This window comes from Nocardia barduliensis (genome assembly GCF_013315795.1).
GTDB lineage: Bacteria > Actinomycetota > Actinomycetes > Mycobacteriales > Mycobacteriaceae > Nocardia > Nocardia barduliensis.
Genome location: NZ_JABLTE010000008.1, coordinates 67174 through 85654 on the forward strand (window position 1 = coordinate 67174; position 18481 = coordinate 85654).

At 70.1% G+C, this 18481-nt stretch carries 14 protein-coding genes; 7 read left to right on the forward strand and 7 right to left on the reverse strand.

The features are described from left to right. Positions 1 to 4 precede the first annotated feature (4 nt). Both HOV91_RS05935 and HOV91_RS05940 read right to left on the reverse strand, forming a co-directional pair. A complete protein-coding gene (locus HOV91_RS05935) occupies positions 5 to 1810 on the reverse strand; it encodes a dynamin family protein (protein ID WP_174184427.1) in 1806 nt (601 codons plus the stop codon). Between the two features lie 79 nt (positions 1811 to 1889). Further along, a complete protein-coding gene (locus HOV91_RS05940; protein ID WP_174184428.1) occupies positions 1890 to 4070 on the reverse strand; it encodes a hypothetical protein in 2181 nt (726 codons plus the stop codon). Positions 4071 to 4560: 490 nt separating this feature from the next. Between HOV91_RS05940 and HOV91_RS05945 the strand changes: the two genes are divergently transcribed. Further along, positions 4561 to 5253 carry a response regulator transcription factor gene (locus HOV91_RS05945; protein WP_174184429.1) on the forward strand — a complete coding sequence of 231 codons (693 nt, stop codon included), beginning with the start codon at positions 4561 to 4563 and terminating at the stop codon, positions 5251 to 5253. Continuing rightward, entirely contained in the window at positions 5250 to 6515 is a 1266-nt protein-coding gene (locus HOV91_RS05950) for a sensor histidine kinase (RefSeq protein ID WP_174184430.1), read from the forward strand. The genes HOV91_RS05945 and HOV91_RS05950 overlap by 4 nt, the downstream gene beginning before the upstream one ends. Before the next feature lie 4 nt (positions 6516 to 6519). Here HOV91_RS05950 and lepA read toward each other — a convergent pair whose 3' ends face one another. Beyond that, the gene (lepA, locus tag HOV91_RS05955) at positions 6520 to 8421 is read right to left on the reverse strand and encodes a translation elongation factor 4 (RefSeq protein WP_438822633.1); all 1902 of its coding nucleotides are present in this window, start codon (positions 8419 to 8421) and stop codon (positions 6520 to 6522) included. An 813-nt stretch (positions 8422 to 9234) separates the two neighbouring features. Here lepA and HOV91_RS05960 point away from each other — a divergent pair. Then, positions 9235 to 9789, forward strand: coding sequence for a type II toxin-antitoxin system PemK/MazF family toxin (locus tag HOV91_RS05960; protein ID WP_174184431.1), 555 nt, complete (start codon positions 9235 to 9237; stop codon positions 9787 to 9789). 121 nt (positions 9790 to 9910) lie between these two features. Here the strand turns inward: HOV91_RS05960 and HOV91_RS05965 are convergent, their stop codons facing one another. Beyond that, positions 9911 to 10699 carry an aquaporin gene (locus tag HOV91_RS05965; RefSeq protein ID WP_174184432.1) on the reverse strand — a complete coding sequence of 263 codons (789 nt, stop codon included), beginning with the start codon at positions 10697 to 10699 and terminating at the stop codon, positions 9911 to 9913. A gap of 291 nt (positions 10700 to 10990) precedes the next feature. Between HOV91_RS05965 and rpsT the strand changes: the two genes are divergently transcribed. Together rpsT and HOV91_RS05975 are read left to right on the forward strand one after the other, a co-directional pair. Next, positions 10991 to 11251, forward strand: a complete 261-nt coding sequence (gene rpsT / locus HOV91_RS05970; RefSeq protein WP_174184433.1) for a 30S ribosomal protein S20 — start codon at positions 10991 to 10993, stop codon at positions 11249 to 11251. 151 nt (positions 11252 to 11402) lie between these two features. Then, the gene (locus HOV91_RS05975; protein WP_043688708.1) at positions 11403 to 11648 is read left to right on the forward strand and encodes a hypothetical protein; all 246 of its coding nucleotides are present in this window, start codon (positions 11403 to 11405) and stop codon (positions 11646 to 11648) included. A gap of 6 nt (positions 11649 to 11654) precedes the next feature. On the opposite strand, the gene HOV91_RS05980 is transcribed toward HOV91_RS05975, so the two are convergent. Beyond that, positions 11655 to 12467, reverse strand: a complete 813-nt coding sequence (locus HOV91_RS05980; RefSeq protein ID WP_174184434.1) for a helix-turn-helix domain-containing protein — start codon at positions 12465 to 12467, stop codon at positions 11655 to 11657. Positions 12468 to 12771: 304 nt separating this feature from the next. On the opposite strand from HOV91_RS05980, the gene HOV91_RS05985 reads away from it, so the two are divergent. Together HOV91_RS05985 and HOV91_RS05990 are read left to right on the forward strand one after the other, a co-directional pair. Further along, on the forward strand, positions 12772 to 13839 hold the full coding sequence (locus HOV91_RS05985; RefSeq protein ID WP_174184435.1) for an aldo/keto reductase: 1068 nt from the start codon (positions 12772 to 12774) through the stop codon (positions 13837 to 13839). A 69-nt stretch (positions 13840 to 13908) separates the two neighbouring features. Next, positions 13909 to 14541 (forward strand): maleylpyruvate isomerase family mycothiol-dependent enzyme, encoded by a 633-nt coding sequence (locus tag HOV91_RS05990; protein WP_174184436.1) that lies wholly within the window; start codon positions 13909 to 13911, stop codon positions 14539 to 14541. Between the two features lie 120 nt (positions 14542 to 14661). Here HOV91_RS05990 and holA read toward each other — a convergent pair whose 3' ends face one another. Continuing rightward, a complete protein-coding gene (gene holA / locus HOV91_RS05995; protein WP_174184437.1) occupies positions 14662 to 15633 on the reverse strand; it encodes a DNA polymerase III subunit delta in 972 nt (323 codons plus the stop codon). Positions 15634 to 15814: 181 nt separating this feature from the next. Beyond that, positions 15815 to 18451, reverse strand: a complete 2637-nt coding sequence (locus HOV91_RS06000; RefSeq protein WP_312884486.1) for a ComEC/Rec2 family competence protein — start codon at positions 18449 to 18451, stop codon at positions 15815 to 15817. Positions 18452 to 18481 lie beyond the last annotated feature (30 nt).

Consider the following 18481-nt stretch of genomic DNA (forward strand, 5'->3'; position numbering starts at 1 on the left):
CGGCCTACGCGGGGACCAGCCCGTCGGCCTCCTCGCGCAGCACCCGCAGTTTCCCCAGCCGCGCCTCGAGGTCGGCGATCCGCTCCGGTGCGTGGTCGCCGTACTTGCCGTAGTTCTCCTCGGCCGAGCGCAGCGCCTCGTCCGCGCTACGGGAAACCTCGGTCGCGATGTCGGTGAAGTGGTCGCGCAGCACCCGCTGCATGGCGCGCAGGCGGTTGCGCGACTCCTTGCCGACCTGGAAGATCACGTCGTCCATCAGGCGGGCGACCGCCACCTTGGCCTCGGCGCGGCGGCGCAGCTTGCGGTTCTTGCGGTCGTCCCACAACGCGTTGACGCCCAGCAGCACGCCCGCGCCCGCCGAATACCAGTTCACCAGCGACATGCCCAGCAGGCTGGTGGCCAGACCGACCATCAGGATGCCGCCGTAGGAGCCGCGCAGACCGGTGAGGAACTGCTGGGTCACCCCCGCTTTGGCGCTCTCCAGCGGCTCCAAGGGCTGCACCGCCTCGAGCACCTCACCGGGGTTGTCCAAGCGCAGGTCCGGTAGCGGCGCGGCGCGGTTGTCGGCCGGGAATTTGGCGGCCACCTGCTCGCACAGCTCCATCGAGCGGTAGTGCGCCACGGCGAAGTTCTCCTCGACCGCCTCGCAGATGCGCGCGTCCAGATCGGCCCCGAAATCCTTCCACCGGCGCGCCGGATCGGTCTGCGCGATCTCGGCCTCGGCGTCGCGGATGAGGCTGCGCAACCGGTGGCGCAGATCGTGCTCGATGTCGGCCATCAGCTCCGTCGCGCCGTCGACCAGGGTGACCTGCCAGTTCGCGGTGCGCTGGCGCAACTGGTCGGCCTCGTCGCGGGCGCGCACGAGCTGGTCGGTGATCTCGGCCCGGCGGCGCGGATCGCGCAGCGCCTCGGCCTCGGTGCGCAGCGACAGCGCCAGGTGATCGCAGACCAGGCGGATGTCCTGGACGGCGGCTTCCAGTGCCACCGCGTCGGCGCGGGCGACCACGTAGTCGCGCAGGTGATCGATCAGCTGCGGCACGCCGGATTCGATGTCGCGCTGATAGTCACCGGTCAACCCGGCCTGCCGGTGCAACTCCGCCGACACCGGCGCCACCGCGAAACCGAGCCCCGCCGAGTCGAGCAGTTCCCGATTGCGCTGCTGGGTGTGCGACCAGTGCGGATAGACATCGATCTTGTTCAGCACGCAGACCACCGTCGGGCAGATCCGCTGGATGCGCTGCAATTCGGCGATCTGCTCCATGGTCAGCTCGGCGCTCGCGTCGCCGACGTAGAGCACGGCGTCGGCGGCGGCGATCATCGACCAGGTGGTGCGGTTGTCGCCGAGCGCGCCCGGGGCGTCCATGACCACGACACCGTCGGCGAGCAGCGGACTCGGCTGGGTGAACTCGGCGCGGACGACACCCTGGGTGGCCAGCGCCGGACCGGGATCGAGCGGATCGACCGACTGACGTTCGGTGCGGCCGTACTCGGTCTGCCGCACCAGCGTCGCGGTCGGCTCGGGGCCGTACTCGACGATCACCGGGACGCTCAGATCGCTGTTCGTCGCACTGACCGAGGCACCGACCAGGCTGTTGACCAGCGTGCTCATGCCGTTCTTCGGAGGGCCGACGACCACGAGCCGGACCCGGGGATCACTCACCCTGGCGCGGACCATACTCAGTCGGCTGCCGAGGTCGTCGCGTCCCGCGGATCGGGCCGTCTTCCGCAACTCGTCGAGGATTCGAATGAGCGGGGCCATCGCGTCCGGATGTTTCACCGTCGCAGCCTTCAGCCCGGCAGCGGCAGACAACCCTCCTCCTTACTCTCGGTGACTCTGGTTTGGTACCCCCTGCGGACGCTCCGCAGTCCTCGCCGACCTCTCGCGCCTGCTACATCAGCGAGACGTCCGACAAATCCGACGGCTGGTGGTGCATACCCGCGATGGCCGAGTCCGGCAGCAACCCGCTCGAGAGACCGCTGTAGGAGGCCGACGTCAGTCCGGAGTGGTCGTAGCCGTGCTCGGCGACCATCGAGGTGTCGGCTGTCATCGGCGCCGAGATCCCTTGCGGCTTCGGGTCGATCACTTGCGGCTTGATCGGCGCCTGGGTGGGCGCGGGCACCACCGGCGCCGGTGCCACCGGAGTGTGCGGCTCGACGGTGGGCGCGTGCGCCGGTGCGCTGTAGGTCGGCTGGTCCGGCGCGGTGTACGTCGGCTGCGACGGCCTGCTCACGGTCGGCACGTCGTCGGTCGGCAAGTTGTGCGTCGGCACGTCGTCGGTCGGGTAATTGCTGTGCGAGGTGCCACCGGTGCTGGGGCGGCCGGTGACGCCGCCCGGTGTCGTCACGTCGTCGTCCGGGGTGGTCGAGCCGTTCGTCGGCGCGGGGGGCTGCGTGACCGTCGCGCCCGGGGTCTTCGTGATGGGAGCGTCCGGCGGGTTGGTGACGCCCCCGTGCGGCAGCGTGGTGGCGCCCGGGAGCTTCGTGACGTCGTGATCCGGCGTCTTCGGCACGGACGGGGTGGTCACCTCACCCGGCACGCTCGGCGTCGGCGTGGTCTTCACGATTGTCGTCGGAGCCGTCGGCGTGGACGGCTGCGTCGGCTGGGACTGCTGCGGATCGGTCACCGGCGTGGGCTTCACCGCGGGCGTCGGGCGCACCGCGTCGAACAGCGCGGGGACCGCCGCCGCCGGAGCGGTCAGCACGGACGGACCCTCCGGCGCGGCGAGCACGTTCGCGATCGGGGTGGAAGCGGCATCGGGCTGGATCGTGGTCTGCAACGGGGTGACCGCGACCACCGGAGCGGCGGCGACCGCCGCGGGCGCGGCGGCAGGCGGCGGGGCGGCGGGAGCCACCGACGCGACCGGCGCGACCGCGGCAGCGGGGGCGGGCGCGACCGGCGCCGAGGCGGCCAGCGGCTGCGCGACGCCGGAGACGGCATGCGGCTGCGCGACTCCCGCCGACGCGGACTGCGCCACGCCGGCCTGCGTCCCGGACGTGCCCGGCGACGTGAGCCCGCCGAGCAGACCGGGATGGCCGTGGCCCGGCGCGTTCGTCTCGGTGACCGCGCGCTCGGTGCCGTCCGGCACGTGGATGCCGTCGGCCAGCCAGTCGGTGTACTGGTCGAGCTGGTCGCCGACGTCCCCGGCCGCGACGTCGACCTGCATCTCGGAGGTGAAGTAGATCCCGTTCGGGCCGATCCCGAAGTCGACCGACCACTGCGTGCCGACGAACATGCCGAGATCGCCGCCCTGACCGACACCGTCGAACGCGTCGTCCACCGGCTGCACCGCACCGAGTCCACTGTTGCCGGGCAGGTCGAAGACGGTGGAGCCGGGCGCGACGAAACCGTTCGGCCCGGGCAGGCCGAACCCGTGCCCGGCTTGGCCGAGCCCGTGGCCCGGCAGGCCGAACCCGTGCCCGCCGGGGGCGTCGAGCTCGTTCGCCGAGTCCGGCCGGGCTCCGGGCAGCGGCATACCGCTGGACACGTTGCCCTCGGTCCCCGGGATGGTCAGTCCGTTCCCCGAACCGCCGTCCGTGCCGGGGATGCCACCCAGGCCGGGGACACCGCCGCCGGAGTATCCGGGCAGGTGCATCCCGTGGCCGCCTGCGTCGCCACCGGGCAAGGTCGGCAGCGGGAATCCGGCGTCGGTGCCGCTGTAGTCGTCGCCGAACGCGGGCAGCGATCCGGCGGGCCCGACACCGGCGCCCGGCAGGGTGAACCCGGGCGTGGGAAGCGAGCCGGGCGCCGGATTCCCATGCGCGACCGGGACATTCGAGCCGTGCGAGGAAAACGGCGCAGGCTCGACGACCTGGTCCGGGAAGGTGATCACCGGACTCGGCTGGTCCGGATCGGGATCGGTGTTGTGCGCCCAGCCGGTCTGCCAGCTGTCGAGGCGGGACTCGCCGGGCTGCGCGGGAACACCGCCGCCGTTGGCGGCTACCAGGGCCCCGCCGGTGACATAAGCGCCCGCCCGCGCGACCCGCGCGACACCGGTGGCGACACGGTAGGCGGTGTCGCCGGCGCGCTCGGCCCCTTCGGTGTCTTCGTCGAAGGGCAGATCACGCGTCATAGAAGGCTCCACTCTCGGTTCTCCAGCATCCTCACCACGCCGGTCCGACAAGTGAAGATCACCCAACAGTATTTCAGGAATACTCCCCTGTCACATTCCCCAGGACTGTAGAGAATGCGACCGTGGTGAGCAACACAACCCTGCCATTCGAATTACCGGATCGGAAGCCCTATTTCCGGTGGGCTTCCGGACCGCGCTCCGTCCCGAATACGCGGCGCTACCAGGCCCGATCGCGAACGTCGTGATCGCGGCGGCGGGCGGCGGCGAACGCGCGGGGGAAAACTAATAGAACTCTAAGAGTTGCCAGAGGAGTGCTGAAGATCCGCGCCTTACTGTCGAATTCAGCGAACCACCCGTTCGGCAGCAACGACGCGGAGGAGACCACGCCGTGGGCGCATTAACCGGAGGACCCGGAGCCCGGGCCGCGACCGCCCGGCCGAAGCTCGTCGCACCCGCCTTTCCGGCCGGACCGTGGGATTAGATTGACGCCATGGCCGGACAACGAATCCTGGTCGTGGACGACGAGGTCCGCCTCCTCGCGTCACTGCGGCGCGGACTGGAACTTTCCGATTTCGAGGTCGTCACCGCGGCCGACGGCGCGGCGGCGCTGAGCATGGTCCGCACCGCAACGCCCGACGCGATGGTGCTCGACGTCAACCTGCCCGAACTCGACGGCGTCGGCGTGGTCACCGCGCTGCGCGCGATGGGCAACGACATCCCCATCTGCGTGCTCAGCGCGCGCACCGCGGTCAGCGACCGGATCGCCTGCCTGGAGCGCGGCGCCGACGACTACCTGACCAAGCCGTTCGACCTCGGCGAACTGGTCGCGCGGCTGAACGCGCTGCTGCGGCGCAGCCAGAAGCCGGTGCAGCGGCCGGATGAGGTGCGTACGGTCGGCCAGGTGCGCATCGACCCGGCCGGACACCGGGTACTGGCCGCGGGCCGGCCGGTGGAACTCACCAAGCGCGAATTCGAGGTCCTCGCCCTGCTCGCCGAGCACACCGGGATCGTGCTCGGCCGCGAGCAGATCCTGTCCGCCGTCTGGGGATACGACTTCCCCACCGACACCAACGTCGTCGACGTGTTCGTCTCCTACCTGCGGCGCAAGCTGGAGGCCGACGGCGCGCCCCGGGTCATCCACACCGTGCGCGGCGTCGGCTTCGTCCTCCGGGAGGAACCATGAGCGGGTCACCGTCACTGCGCACCCGGGTGGCCGTGGTGTCGGGGGTGGTCGCGGCGCTCGTCGCGCTCACCCTGACGGTCACCTTCACGGCCCTGCTCGGGGCCACCGGCGAACGCCAGTTGGACGAGACCGTCTCCTCGATGGCGGTGCGCGTCGCGCCGCCCTTGAAAGCCGCTACCGCGCAACCCGTTCCGCCATCCGCGGCCACACTGTCCCCCGAGCAGGCGCCCGCCGACGCGGCGGACGCTCATCGCCCCGGGGTGCCGGGCGACGCGGCGCTCGCCCGGGTCGACGGACTGCCCGGCGTGCTGGTCGCGCTCGATCCCGATCGCGACGTCGTGGCGGCGGCCATCCAGCGCAGCCAGCGCATCGGTCTGGCCATCGGCGTGGCGGGCGCGCTGCTGGCCGCGCTGCTCGGCTGGTACCTGGCCGGATTCGCCGCGCGCCCGCTGCGCAGGCTGGCCGACGCCACGCACAGCATCGACACCTTGGAGCAACTGCCGCCGCTGTCGGGCCGCGGCGCGCGCGAAGCCGAGGAGCTCTCCGACGCGATCACCCGCATGCTGGCCCGGCTCGAGGCCGCCCACCGCGCCACCAACCGCGCGCTGACCGGCGCTCGCGACTTCGCCACGGTCTGCGCGCACGAGCTGCGCACACCACTCACCGCCCTGCGCACCGACCTGCAAGTGCTGGCCACCAAGGAGATTCCGGCACGGCAGCGCGGGGCCATCCTGGCCGAGGTGCTCTTCGCCGAGCAGCAGATCGAGAACACGCTCACGGACCTGGAACGCCTGGCCGTGGGCGAACTCACCGGACCGGACGTCTTCGAACCGTTCGACCTCTGCGACATCCTCGACCGGGCGGTGCACGACGCGCGGCGCAGACACCCCGAGGTCCGGGTGGAACTCGCCGAATGCGCCCCGGTCACCGTGACCGGCCTGCCGGGCGGCGTCATGCTCATCGTCACCAATGCCGTCGCCAACGCCGTGCAGCACGGACGTGCCGAAACCGTCCTGGTGAGCGCCCGGTCCGCCGCGCAGGACCACGTGGAGATCGTCATCGACGACGACGGCCGCGGCATGCCCGAGGCACTGCGCGCCGACGCCTTCGACCGCTTCGTGAAGGGCCCCGGTTCCCCCGGCTCCGGCCTCGGCCTGGCCTTGGTCCGCCAGCAGGCCGAATTGCATTCCGGCACGGCCGAATTCGACGAAAGCCCGCTCGGCGGCGCCCGCCTGCGCGTGCGACTGCGCGCGACGGGCTAGCCGCCTACTTCTTGTCCTTCGGCTTGTCCGAAGCGGCGTCGGAGGACAGCGCCGCAACGAAGGCCTCCTGCGGGACGTCGACGCGGCCGATCGTCTTCATCCGCTTCTTGCCTTCCTTCTGCTTCTCCAGCAGCTTGCGCTTGCGGCTGATGTCACCGCCGTAGCACTTGGCCAGCACGTCCTTGCGGATGGCGCGGATGTTCTCGCGCGCGATGATCTTCGAGCCGATCGCCGCCTGGATGGGCACCTCGAACTGCTGGCGCGGGATCAACTCGCGCAGCTTGGTGGTCATCTTGTGGCCGTAGGCCTGGGCCGCGTCGCGGTGCACGATCGCGCTGAACGCGTCCACCGCCTCGCCCTGCAACAGGATGTCCACCTTCACCAGCTGCGACTCCTGCTCACCCGACTCCTCGTAGTCCAGGCTCGCGTAACCGCGGGTGCGCGACTTCAACGAGTCGAAGAAGTCGAAGATGATCTCCGCCATCGGCATCGTGTACCGCAGCTCGACCCGGGTCTCGGACAGGTAGTCCATGCCGCCGAGCTCACCGCGGCGGGACTGGCACAACTCCATGATCGAGCCGATGAACTCGCTCGGCGAGATGATGGTGCACTTGACCACCGGCTCGAAAACCTTACGGACCTTGCCCTCCGGCCAGTACGACGGATTGGTGACCACGTGCTCCGCGCCGTCCTCCATCTCCACCCGGTACACCACGTTCGGCGCGGTCGAGATCAGATCCAGATCGAACTCGCGCTGCAGGCGCTCGCGCGTGATCTCCATGTGCAGCAGGCCGAGGAAGCCGCAGCGGAAACCGAACCCCAGCGCCACCGAGGTCTCCGGCTCGTAGGTCAGCGCCGCGTCGTTGAGCTGCAACTTCTCCAACGCGTCGCGCAGGTCCGGATAATCCGATCCATCCACCGGATACAGGCCGGAGTACACCATCGGACGGGGCTCGCGATATCCGGTGAGCGGTTCGGTCGCGCCGCCGCGCGCACCGGTCACCGTGTCGCCGACCTTGGACTGGCGCACGTCCTTCACGCCGGTGATCAGATAGCCGACCTCGCCGACGCCGAGACCCCCGGTCGGCTTGGGCTCCGGGGAGACGATGCCGATCTCCAGCAGCTCGTGCGTCGCGCCGGTGGACATCATCTTGATCTTCTGGCGCGGGGTCAGTTTGCCGTCCACCACGCGCACATAGGTGACCACGCCGCGGTAGGTGTCGTAGACCGAGTCGAAGATCATCGCGCGGGCCGGGGCGTCGGCGTCCCCGACCGGCGGCGGCACCTGGGCGATCACCTGGTCGAGCAGATCCGGCACGCCCTCGCCGGTCTTGCCGGAGACGCGCAGCACGTCCGACGGCTCGCACCCGACGATGTGCGCCAGCTCGGCGGCATAGCGCTCCGGGTCCGCCGCGGGCAGGTCGATCTTGTTCAGCACCGGGATGATCGTCAGATCCTTGTCCAGCGCCAGATACAGGTTGGCCAGCGTCTGCGCCTCGATACCCTGCGCGGCGTCGACCAGCAGGATCGCGCCCTCACACGCCTCCAGCGCACGGGACACCTCGTAAGTGAAGTCCACGTGACCGGGCGTATCGATGAGGTGCAGCACGAAATCGGTGCCCGCGTGCTCCCCGGTCCGCGGCGTCCACGGCAGCCGCACATTCTGGGCCTTGATGGTGATGCCGCGCTCGCGCTCGATATCCATCCGGTCCAGATACTGCGCACGCATCTGCCGCTCCTCGACCACACCGGTCAGTTGCAGCATCCGGTCGGCCAGCGTCGACTTGCCGTGGTCGATGTGCGCGATGATGCAGAAGTTCCGGATCCGGGCGGGATCGGTGAACGTCGTGTCGGCGAAGCTGGCGGGCACTCCACTCCTCATGGGTATCGGCAAACTGCCGTCCATCGTCCCATGCTGCTGTGTTGGTTTTTGCAGCGCCTGCGGCGCTGCGTGTTCACGGCGGCTGTGTTTGTTTTGCAGCGCCTGCGGCGCTGCGTGTTCACGGCCCCGAGAAGTCTCGCGTTCGAGCGACCGAGACTCGCGCCTACGGCGCATGCGCTTCGGTCGCCCGAACGCGAGACGGGCCGCGAACGGTGCTCGTAAGACTCGCACCCGGTGGGCTGAGAGGGTGGGTGAGTGGCGGGCTTGTTGTTTACCGGCAGGCGTGACACGAGCCGGGGCGGGCCACGACGTCCAGGCATGACCGCAGAAGTAGGCCGCGGTGGTCGTCGGGCAACGCTGATTCGCCGCGCCGAGAGGCTCGCTCCCAGCGGCGAGACTCGCGACAATGTCGCATGCGCTTCGGTCGCTCGGACGCGAGACGGGCCGCGAACGGTGCTCGTAAGACTCGCACCCGGTGGGCTGAGAGGGTGGGTGAGCGGCGGGCTTGTTGTTACCGGCGGGAGTGTTTACCAGCCCCTCTGGCACGGGCTTGCGCGGGGACAGCGTTGAGGCCATGGACAGAGAGGTGGGCCGCGACAGTCGTGTGCAGCGTCTGACGCGCTGCGCTGCCCCCATCGCCGGGCGCATCGAATGTTTCGGCGGCGATCGTCGCCCTGAGCATCGACGCGCTGTTCGTCTTTCCCGACGACATTCGTCTGCTCGGTCCGGGTGGGCGCGGCCGTCCGACTTCGTGGGCTGCTCGGATCGAAGATGGCCTGGCGACACAGCGGATCACGGGCGGGTGATATGCGGCGGGCGCGCCGTTATTCTCCAGAGATGGCCCGAAGTTGGAACTCCCTCGGCAAGCAGATCGGTCTCATCGCTCAGCAGCAGGGTCCCAAGATCGTCAAGCAGCAGGGGCCGAGACTGGTCGATCGGCTGGTGGGATCGCTGGCTCAGCGGCGCGCGCCCGGCCGGGTCTCGGTGCGGCCCGCCGCGTCGGTTCCGGTCCCGACCGCCGAGCGGGCGCGGCAGATCGTCTACTCGCCGCAGCTGGACGGGCGCGCCGATCCCGGGGAGATCGTCTGGACGTGGGTGCCGTTCGAAGAGGACCCGAGCAACGGCAAGGACCGGCCGGTGCTGGTGGTCGGCCGCGACCGTCGCACGCTGCTCGGCCTGATGTTGTCGTCGAATCCGGAGCGTGCCTTCGACCGCAATTGGATCGGCATCGGCAGTGGGTCGTGGGACCACGACGGCCGCCCGAGCTGGGTGCGGCTCGATCGGGTGCTCGATGTGCCCGAGGCGGGCATCCGCCGGGAGGGCGCCATCCTGCCACGCAAGACCTTCGACTTGGTCGCCCACCGGCTCTGCGCCGAATACGCCTGGCACTGAGGGTGCGGATGTGGTGCCCCACCTGTTCTGCTGTTCCCCATCCCGGCGCTGATCACCCCGGTGTGCACCGGGCCGCGGGAGCGGACGGCGGGCTGACCTCGAAACGTTCCGGTGCAGCCGGTCAGGAGATCATTTCGCGGGAGCGGCCGTACAGCAGGCCGTACAGCAACGCGCCGAGCGCGCCGCCGATCAACGGGAACACGATGAACGCCCAGACCTGCCCCATCGCCCCGTCCTGGTAGGGCGCCACGGCGAGACTGCGGGCCGGGTTGACCGAGGTGTTGTCCACCGGAATCGACACCAGGTGGATCACCGCCAGCGTCACGCCGATGGACAGACCGGCCAGCGGCACGTCGGAGATCTGGTCGGTCGAGGACAGCACCACGAACACCAGCAGCGCGGTCAACATCACCTCGACGATGATCATCGCGGCCAAACCGAACCCGTTCTGCACCACCACCTCGCCGAGCGGCCCGCGGATCGCCGCCGGGCTGTGCTCGCCCCACCCGTTCGCGCCGAGCCCGTCGACCGACCGGTCGTACGACGGCAAGTTCTTGGCCAGCGCGAACAGCACCAGACCGGCGAGCAGTCCGCCGATCAGCTGCGCGATCACGTACCCCGCCGCGGACACGCCGCTGAGCCTGCCGAGCAGCAGATGCCCCACGGTCACCGCCGGGTTGACGTGGCAGCCCGAGATCGGCCCGATCGAGTAGACGAGGAACATCAGCGACAGACCGAAGCCCAGCGCGACGCCAAGCGGACCGACCTTCTCCCCCGCCAGCACCGCGGTGCCGACGCCGCCGATCACCAGGACGAAAGTGCCCAGCGCCTCGGCGCCCCATTTCTTGCTCTCGGGAATCGGTTTGTTCTCGACAGCCTCTTCGACGACTTCCTGGGCCGTAGGAGACATCTGTCCACCTTCCGCGTTCCAGACATGCGCTCGGACGGGTCGTGGTACCGCTTCGACAACAGAGCCGCTCGACAGCGACGGTCGCTTCGAGACGCTACGCGAGTCGGGTGATCTCTACAACAACATCGGGGGTGGATCGCGCCGCCTCCGGTCCGGTGTCGATTTCGTGCGCCGGACGGCGGCTGGTACCCTCGATCTTCGGCGCTGCGTTACCCGATCACTCCGGGTGTGTCGCGCGCTCGGCGAACTTTCCCAGGACAGACTCACCAGACAGGAACACGAGGAACAGGCGTGGCCAACATCAAGTCCCAGCTCAAGCGGATCCGCACCAACGAGGAGGCGCGCAAGCGCAACCAGTCGGTCAAGTCCGCCCTGCGCACCGCCATCCGCAGCTTCCGCGAGGCCGCTGCCGCGGGCGACAAGGACGCCGCTGCCGAGCGCCTGCAGTTCGCCAGCCGCAAGCTGGACAAGGCTGCCTCGAAGGGCGTCATCCACGCCAACCAGGCCGCCAACAAGAAGTCCGCTCTGGCGCTGGCCCTCAACAAGCTCTGATCCACCCGGTACCGCGCGCCGGTACCGCCCGCTGTGACGCAGCCGCCGTGGCCACGATGACCATGGCGGCTTTTGTCGTGCCCGACACCTTCACCCAGGGTTTGGGCATTCGGCCCGCGCCGTGTCAGAGGTTCCAGCTACCATTCGGCGCATGGTAACCGTGTATGCCAATCAGACGGTCGTTCGCGCCGAGGATCTGCCGGACGTGATCCGCGCGGCCGAGGTGCTCGGATTCGGACTGAAGATCGAGAATGTGCTGGTTCCCGACGACGACGGCGGTTACTCGTTGGAGTGGATCGTCACGCGGGACGAGGACGTGCCCCCCTACGAGGAGTGGGAAGGCCGCTACGAGGACGCGGACGACGACGGGGAACTGGTGCTGAGTTCCGCCGAATAGCCCTGATCAAGGTGCATCCAGGCCGGCGACGAGCCGGTCGAGTGCCGCTTGGGAGTCGGCGTCCGCGGCGCGGTAGATGATGATCCGCTGGTCGGGGTCCTGCACGGGCATCAACACCTCGTAGCTGACGACCAGCGGACCCACCACCGGGTGCCGCAACGGTTTGTTCCCCCGCCCCTGTACCCGCACGTCGTGGCGGGCCCAGGCCTGCTCGAACTCGGCGCTGGAGGCGGTGAACTCGGCGATCAGGTCGGCCAATGCCCGGTCGTCCGGGTGCGCGGCCCAGGCCGCGCGCAGATCCGCGATGCCCTCACGGATGATGCGTTCGCGCTCGACATAGAAATCCCGCAGGCCAGGGTCGAGCAGGCACAACCACATGGAGTTGCGCTGCCGCTGCGGCAGGGCGCCGAAGTCGGTGATCAACGCCGCCATCTCCCGATTCCAGGCCAGGATGTCGTAGCGGTGGTTCACCAGCATCGCGGGCAGCGGCGACAGATCGCACACCAGCATCGCCAGCGCGGGCGCGGGCACCGTGCTCGGCTTGCCGCTGTCCGGCTGCCGCTGCCGGGCCAGATCGAACAGATAGGCGCGCTCGTCGTCATTCAGGCGCAACGCCCGCGCCAGCGCGTGCAAGACCTCCACCGACGGCCGCAGGCCACGCCCCTGTTCCAACCGCACGATGTAATCGGTGCTCACGCCAGCGAGCTCGGCCACCTCTTCCCGCCGCAGCCCAGGCGTCCGGCGGGTCTGCCTGCGCTGCGGCAAGCCCAGATCGTCCGGCGTCAGCCGCTCCCGGCGGGCCCGGAGGAACGCGCCCATCTCCTGCACTCGATCCGTACCGCTCCCCGCCGCTGCGCAGTCACGCGCGCTGCCGCCTCCGGGCCTGAGCTCGCGGCGCTGAGTGGGATTTGCGCCACTCCCGGGCCCTGCGTGGTCACGCGCGCTGCCGCCTCCGGGCCTGAACTCGCGGCGCTGGGCCGAATTCACCGTGCCAGTCATCGTCATCGATCCTACGGCTGCCTAGGACCGGCTTTCCCAGGAAGAAGCTTCCCTTACTGGGACTCGCGCGCCGCCGAACACTGTGTATCGACAACACGGCATCGCGAAACACAAGGAGTTGGACATGTCCGGAGCTCGCACCCTCGACACCTATCGGCTGCTCGGCCGCTCGGGCCTTCGGGTGTCTCCACTGTCCTTGGGAACCATGACCTTCGGCGCCGATTGGGGCTGGGGCGCGGACCGGGACGAAGCCCGCAAGATCTTCGACACCTACGTCGAGCGCGGTGGCAACTTCATCGACACGGCCAGTCAGTACACCAACGGCACCTCCGAGCAACTGCTCGGCGAATTCACCGCGGACAACCGCGAAAGTCTGGTGCTGGCCACCAAATACACCATGCTGCGCCGACCGGGCGACCCGAATTCCGGTGGCAATCAGCGCAAGAGCATGGTCGGCTCGGTCGAGGCCAGCTTGCGCAGGCTGAACACCGACTACATCGATCTGCTCTACCTGCACGCCTGGGATTTCCTGACCCCGGTCGAGGAAATCCTGCGCGCGATGGACGATTTGGTGCGCTCGGGCAAGGTGCTCTACGTCGGCATCTCCGACGCCCCGGCCTGGCAGGTCGCCCGGATGCAGACCATCGCCGACCTGCGCGGCTGGTCACCGCTGATCGCGCTGCAGATCGAGTACAGCCTGATCGAGCGCACCGTCGAACGCGACCTCATCCCGATGGCGCGCGAACTGGGCCTCGGCGTGGTCCCGTGGTCTCCGCTGGCCAGCGGCGTGCTCACCGGCAAGTACAGCCGCGCCGATCTCGCCCACGAGGCGGAGAGCTCACCCGAGGGCAGCCGCAAGAACGTGGCCGCCGCCAACGGCTCGCTCACCGAACGCGGTCTGGCCATCGCCGAGGTGGTCAAGCGGGTCGCCACCGAAATCGGGCGGACGCCCTCGCAGGTCGCCCTGGCCTGGACACTGCGCGACCCCGCGGTCACCGCACCGATCATCGGCGCGCGCACCGCGGCGCAACTGGTGGACAACCTCGGCGCACTCGAGGTGGAGTTCGACGCCGACCAGCTCGCCCGGCTCGAACAGGCCAGCGCGGTGGACCTCGGCTTCCCGCACGAATTCCTGGCCCGCCCGATGACCCAGAGCGTCACCTTCGGCGACTTGAAGATCGAAGGGCGCTGATCGCTGCGATGAATTCCGGCGCACCGCCTCGTCGGTAACGGTGACAAGCACCGACCGCGGAGGGTGACGATGGACTTGGACAAGATCATGCTGTGGACCCGCACCGAACGTCTCGGCGTCGCCGACTTCCTCGACGATCTGGACGACCACGAGTGGACGGCCGACTCGCTGTGTCCGGGCTGGACCGTGCACGACGTCTTGGCCCATCTCACCCTGTCCAATCGGGTCACGCTCGCGGCGACGCTCCTCGGAGTCGTCCGGGCGCGCGGCGACTGGAACCGGATGACCGAGCGGATGGCACGCGAGCGCGCGCGGCGCTACCCACCCGCCGAGCTGATCGCGCAACTGCGCGAAGGGGCCGGATGGACGCGGCGAGCACCGGGCGCCGGACCGCTGGACCCGCTGGTGGACACCATGATTCATGGCCAGGACATCGCCCGTCCGCTCGGCAGGCAGCGTGCGGTGCCCGCCGAGCAGGCCGTCGTCGCGCTGGAACACGTACTGCGAAGCCCGTTCTACGGCAGCAAGAAGCGTCTGCGCGGGGTACGCGTGGTAGCCACCGACGCGGAATGGTCGGCCGGTACCGGGCCGGAGGAAATCCATGGACCGCTGAGTGATCTGTTGCTGCTGGCGACCGGTCGGGCGGCCGGGCTCGCGGGGGTCACCGGGACAGCTGTGGAACGACTCGCCGAGGCGCTATAGGTCGGCGCTCGGACCGAGCCGGGCTGGATGCGGCAGCATCCGCTGCGCGAGCGGTTCCCGGTGGCTGGGCTGCAGCGGTCCCGATCATGTGCGTGGTGGGCGAGCCGGACCGGGGCTCGATCAGCTCGCGCCGTGCAGGTCCAGGATCTGAGTGAGGGCGTGTTCCAGTGCGTATCCGGCGTCGGCGGCGCCGCCCTTCACGTCGGCGTTGAGGGCGGCGACCACCTGGAGGGCGGAGCCGATGGTCGCCGGGGTCCAGCTGCGGGCTTGGGCCTGCGCCTTCTTCACCTTCCACGGCGGCATGCCGAGCTGCTGGGCCAGCTTGAACGGGTCGCCGCGCCCGGCCGAGCCGACGCGCGCGATGGTGTGCACCGAGTCGGCGAGCGCGTCGGCGAGCAGGACGTGCGGCACGCCGCGGTCGTTCGCCCAGCGCAGCGCCTCCATCGCACCGGGGCGATCCCCCGCCACGGCGAGCTCGGCCACGTCGAACCCGGAGACCTCGGCCTTGCCCGAGTAGTAGCGGCGCACGGCCGCCACGTCGATCTTCCCGCCGGTGTCGGCGGCCAACTGCCCGCACGCCGCGGCCAGCTCACGCAGATCCGAGCCCACCGCCTCCAGCACCACTTGGACGACCTCGCCGGACACCCGCACCCCGGCGGTGCGGAACTCACCGCGCACGAACTCGACACGCTCGGCGGCCTTGCTCAGCTTGGCGCACTCGTGAGTGACGGCCCCGGCTTTCTGCAAGACCGGTACGAGCGCCTTGGCCCGTCCGCCGCCGGAGTGCAGAACCACCAGCACCACGCCTTCGGGCGGGCTCTGCACCGCCTCGGTGATCACCGCCACCGCGTCCTTGCCCGCCTCGGCGGCCGACTCGAGGATGATCACCCGGTCCTCGGCGAACAGCGACGGGCTCAGCAACTCCGCCAGCTCCGCGGTACTCGCGTCACCCGCGCGCAAGCGGTCGACCGGCACCGCGTCCGGATCCGGCGCCAACGCCCGCACCTGCGCGGTCAGCCCCGCCAGCGCCCGCTCGATCAGCAGTTCTTCTTCCCCCAGGACCAGATGTACCGGCGCGGGACGCTCGCTCACGACAGCGTCCCCTCGATGCCGGAGGGCGTCGCGCCCGAAGGCTCTGCCGCATTGCTCCACTCATCGCGCTCGTCCACAGGCCGATCCTACGGTCCCCGACCGACACCCCATCGCGACCACACGGCGGATCTCCGACCCGCCGACCGGCGGGCACTCGCGGAAGCGGCTACCGACCGCGTGGTCAACGGGAACTCGTCACGCGTAGGTGTGCCCCGCCGCCGATGACAGCGATATCGCCTCGGCGGTCCGTCCGGGCCACCGTCGCACCGAGGGCGGACAGCTCGGCGAGAACGGCGGGGTTGGGGTGTCCGAACGTATTGTCGGCACCCACACTGACCAGCACCAGGCGAGGACGCACCGCGTCGAGGAATTCTCTTGCGGTGGTGCGTGACCCGTGGTGCGGCAGTTTGAGGATGTCGGCCTGGATGGGAATCCCGGCCCGCATGAGGGCTCGCTGGCCCGCGACCTCGATGTCACCGGTGAGCAGTATTCGTCCTGCGGGCGTGCGGGCGGTGACGACGATCGAACGGTCGTTGGCCTCCTCGGTTTCGGCTCCCGGGACCGGCCGCGGCCCGTCCCGGGACGGCGCGAGCACCTCGAGTTCGACCGAGCCGAAATCCAGCACGTGTCCAGCCGACAATTCCAGCAGCGGCACTCGCGCCCGCTCCGCGACGGCCGCGACCTGAGCCAGTCCCGAATCCGGGATGTGCGCGTCGCTCGAAGCCCCTGGGACCTGACCGTTCTCCTGTCCGGCTGCGCCGCAGTTTGTTCCAGTCCGGACGGGAAGACGAACGAGGGGAAGACGGCCAGCTACCGACTCTCCCGGCACTCCCGCCGAATCGAGCAGAGGGGCGGCCCGAGTGATCAGCGCATGTCTCTTCGCGGCGTGCGCATGCGCAGCGGGCACGGGACCGCAGCCACCGTCGGCTTCAGGAGCCGGTCCAGCGTGTTCGGACCGGATCCGCGCCGGAAGCCCATCGAGTTCGTGGACGCCGACGGCTATCGCGTCGACCGCGCGGCCGTGCAGTGCGCCGGTGAGTCCGCCGATGTGGTCGGCGTGCGGATGGGTGAGGATCAGCAGCGGCACACGTTCGATGCGCAGCCGGTCCAGGCAGGCGCGCATCGGGCGCGGGTCCGGTCCTACGTCGATGACGACGGCGGCGCCGGGGCCGACCGCCAAGGCGAGGCCGTCGCCTTGGCCCACGTCGCACGCCGCGAGGACCCAGCCGTCCGGCGGCCAGCCCGGATGCCAGAGCCGCACCGGAACCAGCACGGCCGCGACACCCAGCGCCGCCGCGGCGGCGATGTGCCGCACGGCTCGTGCGCGCAACGCCGCGATCGCGCCCGCGACCAAGACGCTCGCGACCAGCCCGCCCGCCAGCCCACCTGGCACCCCCACGGACGCGCCCGGCACCGCGGCCGCGTACTCGGCCACCCACAGCAACCACCACAGCGGGGGTGCCGCGCAGCGCAGAGCCAAGTCGGCGAGCGGCGACCATAGGCACGCCAGCACCGCACCACCCGCTCCGATGACGGTGATCGGGGCGACGACCGGGGCTACGAGCACATTCGCGAGCACCGCGACCAGACTGATCCGCCCGGTGAGCGCGATCATGATCGGCATGGTGACCACGAAGGCACCCGCGGACACCGCGACTATCTCCGCGGGCGCCCGCCACCAGCCCCGCGCGCGCAACCAGTCGGCCCAGCTCGGCGCCAACAGGATCAGGCCGCCCGTCGCGACGACCGACAGCGCGAATCCCGCATCGACCGCGAGGCCGGGCCACAGGGCCAGCAGCGCGATGATCGCCGCGCACAGCGCGGGTAGCGCCTGTTTGCGGCGACCGGTGAACACGGCCAGCAGTGTGATCGCGCCCATCGCACCGGCGCGCAACACGCTCGGGTCCGGCCTTGCGACGACGACGACCATGAGCAGCGCCGCTGCCGCGACGCCCGCCGCGGCGCGGGGACCGAGCGTCAGCAGCCGCACGAGCAACAGCACGGCGGACAGGAGGATGGTGAAATTCGCCCCGCTTACCACGGTCAGGTGTTGCAAACCGGCGATCTGGAAGGCGTCGCGCACTTCGTCGGTCAGTGCGGAGGTGTCACCGACGACGAGTGCGGGCAGCAGACCTGCGGAGCCGGGCGGAAGTGCCCGTGCCGCCGACGCCGCGAAATCGGCGCGCACGGAATCGGCGACACGCTGCCACCAAGGCAGCGGTCCGGCGATGCCGGGCGCTCCTTGCGCGTGGAGCGTCACGACGGTGAGATCGGGCCGGCGCGGCTGATTCACCCGGGCCCGGAACTCGACCGGCCTCCCCGGTGAGAGGTCGGCCCACTCCGGGCCGGAAGCCAGGATCACCACCGCCCCACCGGCTCGTACCGTGGCGCCGCCGCGCCTGTACTCGCGCAGGTCCGCCCGGATCACCCACTGCCGTTCTGCCCCGAACAGTTTGGCGCGCAGCGGTTTCGGATCGTCCGTCAGTGTGACCACCACATGCAGTGACTGCCCTGTCGCCGCGCGCAGCGGATGCGTCGCCACTCGATGTTCCCGCCATGCCGCCGCGGCCGCGAACCCGGCGCCGAGCACAACGGCCGCGAGCGCCACCACGGCCACTGCTCGCCGGCGTTCGCTGCGGTGCGCGATCGCCCATGACAGCAGGACCCACAACCCGATAGCTGAGACCGTCAACAAGGCCGCCACCAGCACCCCGGCCCGCCACCCCGCCGTCAGTGCGACAATGGTCGCGCCCCAGCAGCACAACGCGGCAGGTAACAGCCGAGCGTCCAGCACCTGCGCGAGGCCGGACTCCTCCACCGCAGCGCCCTCCTTCGGACTCCGAAAGCG

Excerpts from the sequence above, each read along its gene's own strand:
- HOV91_RS05945 (WP_174184429.1), top strand. The coding sequence starts at position 4,561 with ATGGCCGGACAACGAATCCTGGTCGTGGACGACGAGGTCCGCCTCCTC.
- HOV91_RS05950 (WP_174184430.1), top strand. The coding sequence starts at position 5,250 with ATGAGCGGGTCACCGTCACTGCGCACCCGGGTGGCCGTGGTGTCGGGG.
- HOV91_RS05965 (WP_174184432.1), bottom strand. The coding sequence starts at position 10,699 with ATGTCTCCTACGGCCCAGGAAGTCGTCGAAGAGGCTGTCGAGAACAAA.
- HOV91_RS05985 (WP_174184435.1), top strand. The coding sequence starts at position 12,772 with ATGTCCGGAGCTCGCACCCTCGACACCTATCGGCTGCTCGGCCGCTCG.
- HOV91_RS05980 (WP_174184434.1), bottom strand. The coding sequence starts at position 12,467 with ATGGGCGCGTTCCTCCGGGCCCGCCGGGAGCGGCTGACGCCGGACGAT.
- HOV91_RS05975 (WP_043688708.1), top strand. The coding sequence starts at position 11,403 with ATGGTAACCGTGTATGCCAATCAGACGGTCGTTCGCGCCGAGGATCTG.
- lepA (WP_438822633.1), bottom strand. The coding sequence starts at position 8,421 with ATGGACGGCAGTTTGCCGATACCCATGAGGAGTGGAGTGCCCGCCAGC.
- HOV91_RS05990 (WP_174184436.1), top strand. The coding sequence starts at position 13,909 with ATGGACTTGGACAAGATCATGCTGTGGACCCGCACCGAACGTCTCGGC.
- HOV91_RS05960 (WP_174184431.1), top strand. The coding sequence starts at position 9,235 with ATGGCCCGAAGTTGGAACTCCCTCGGCAAGCAGATCGGTCTCATCGCT.
- HOV91_RS05940 (WP_174184428.1), bottom strand. The coding sequence starts at position 4,070 with ATGACGCGTGATCTGCCCTTCGACGAAGACACCGAAGGGGCCGAGCGC.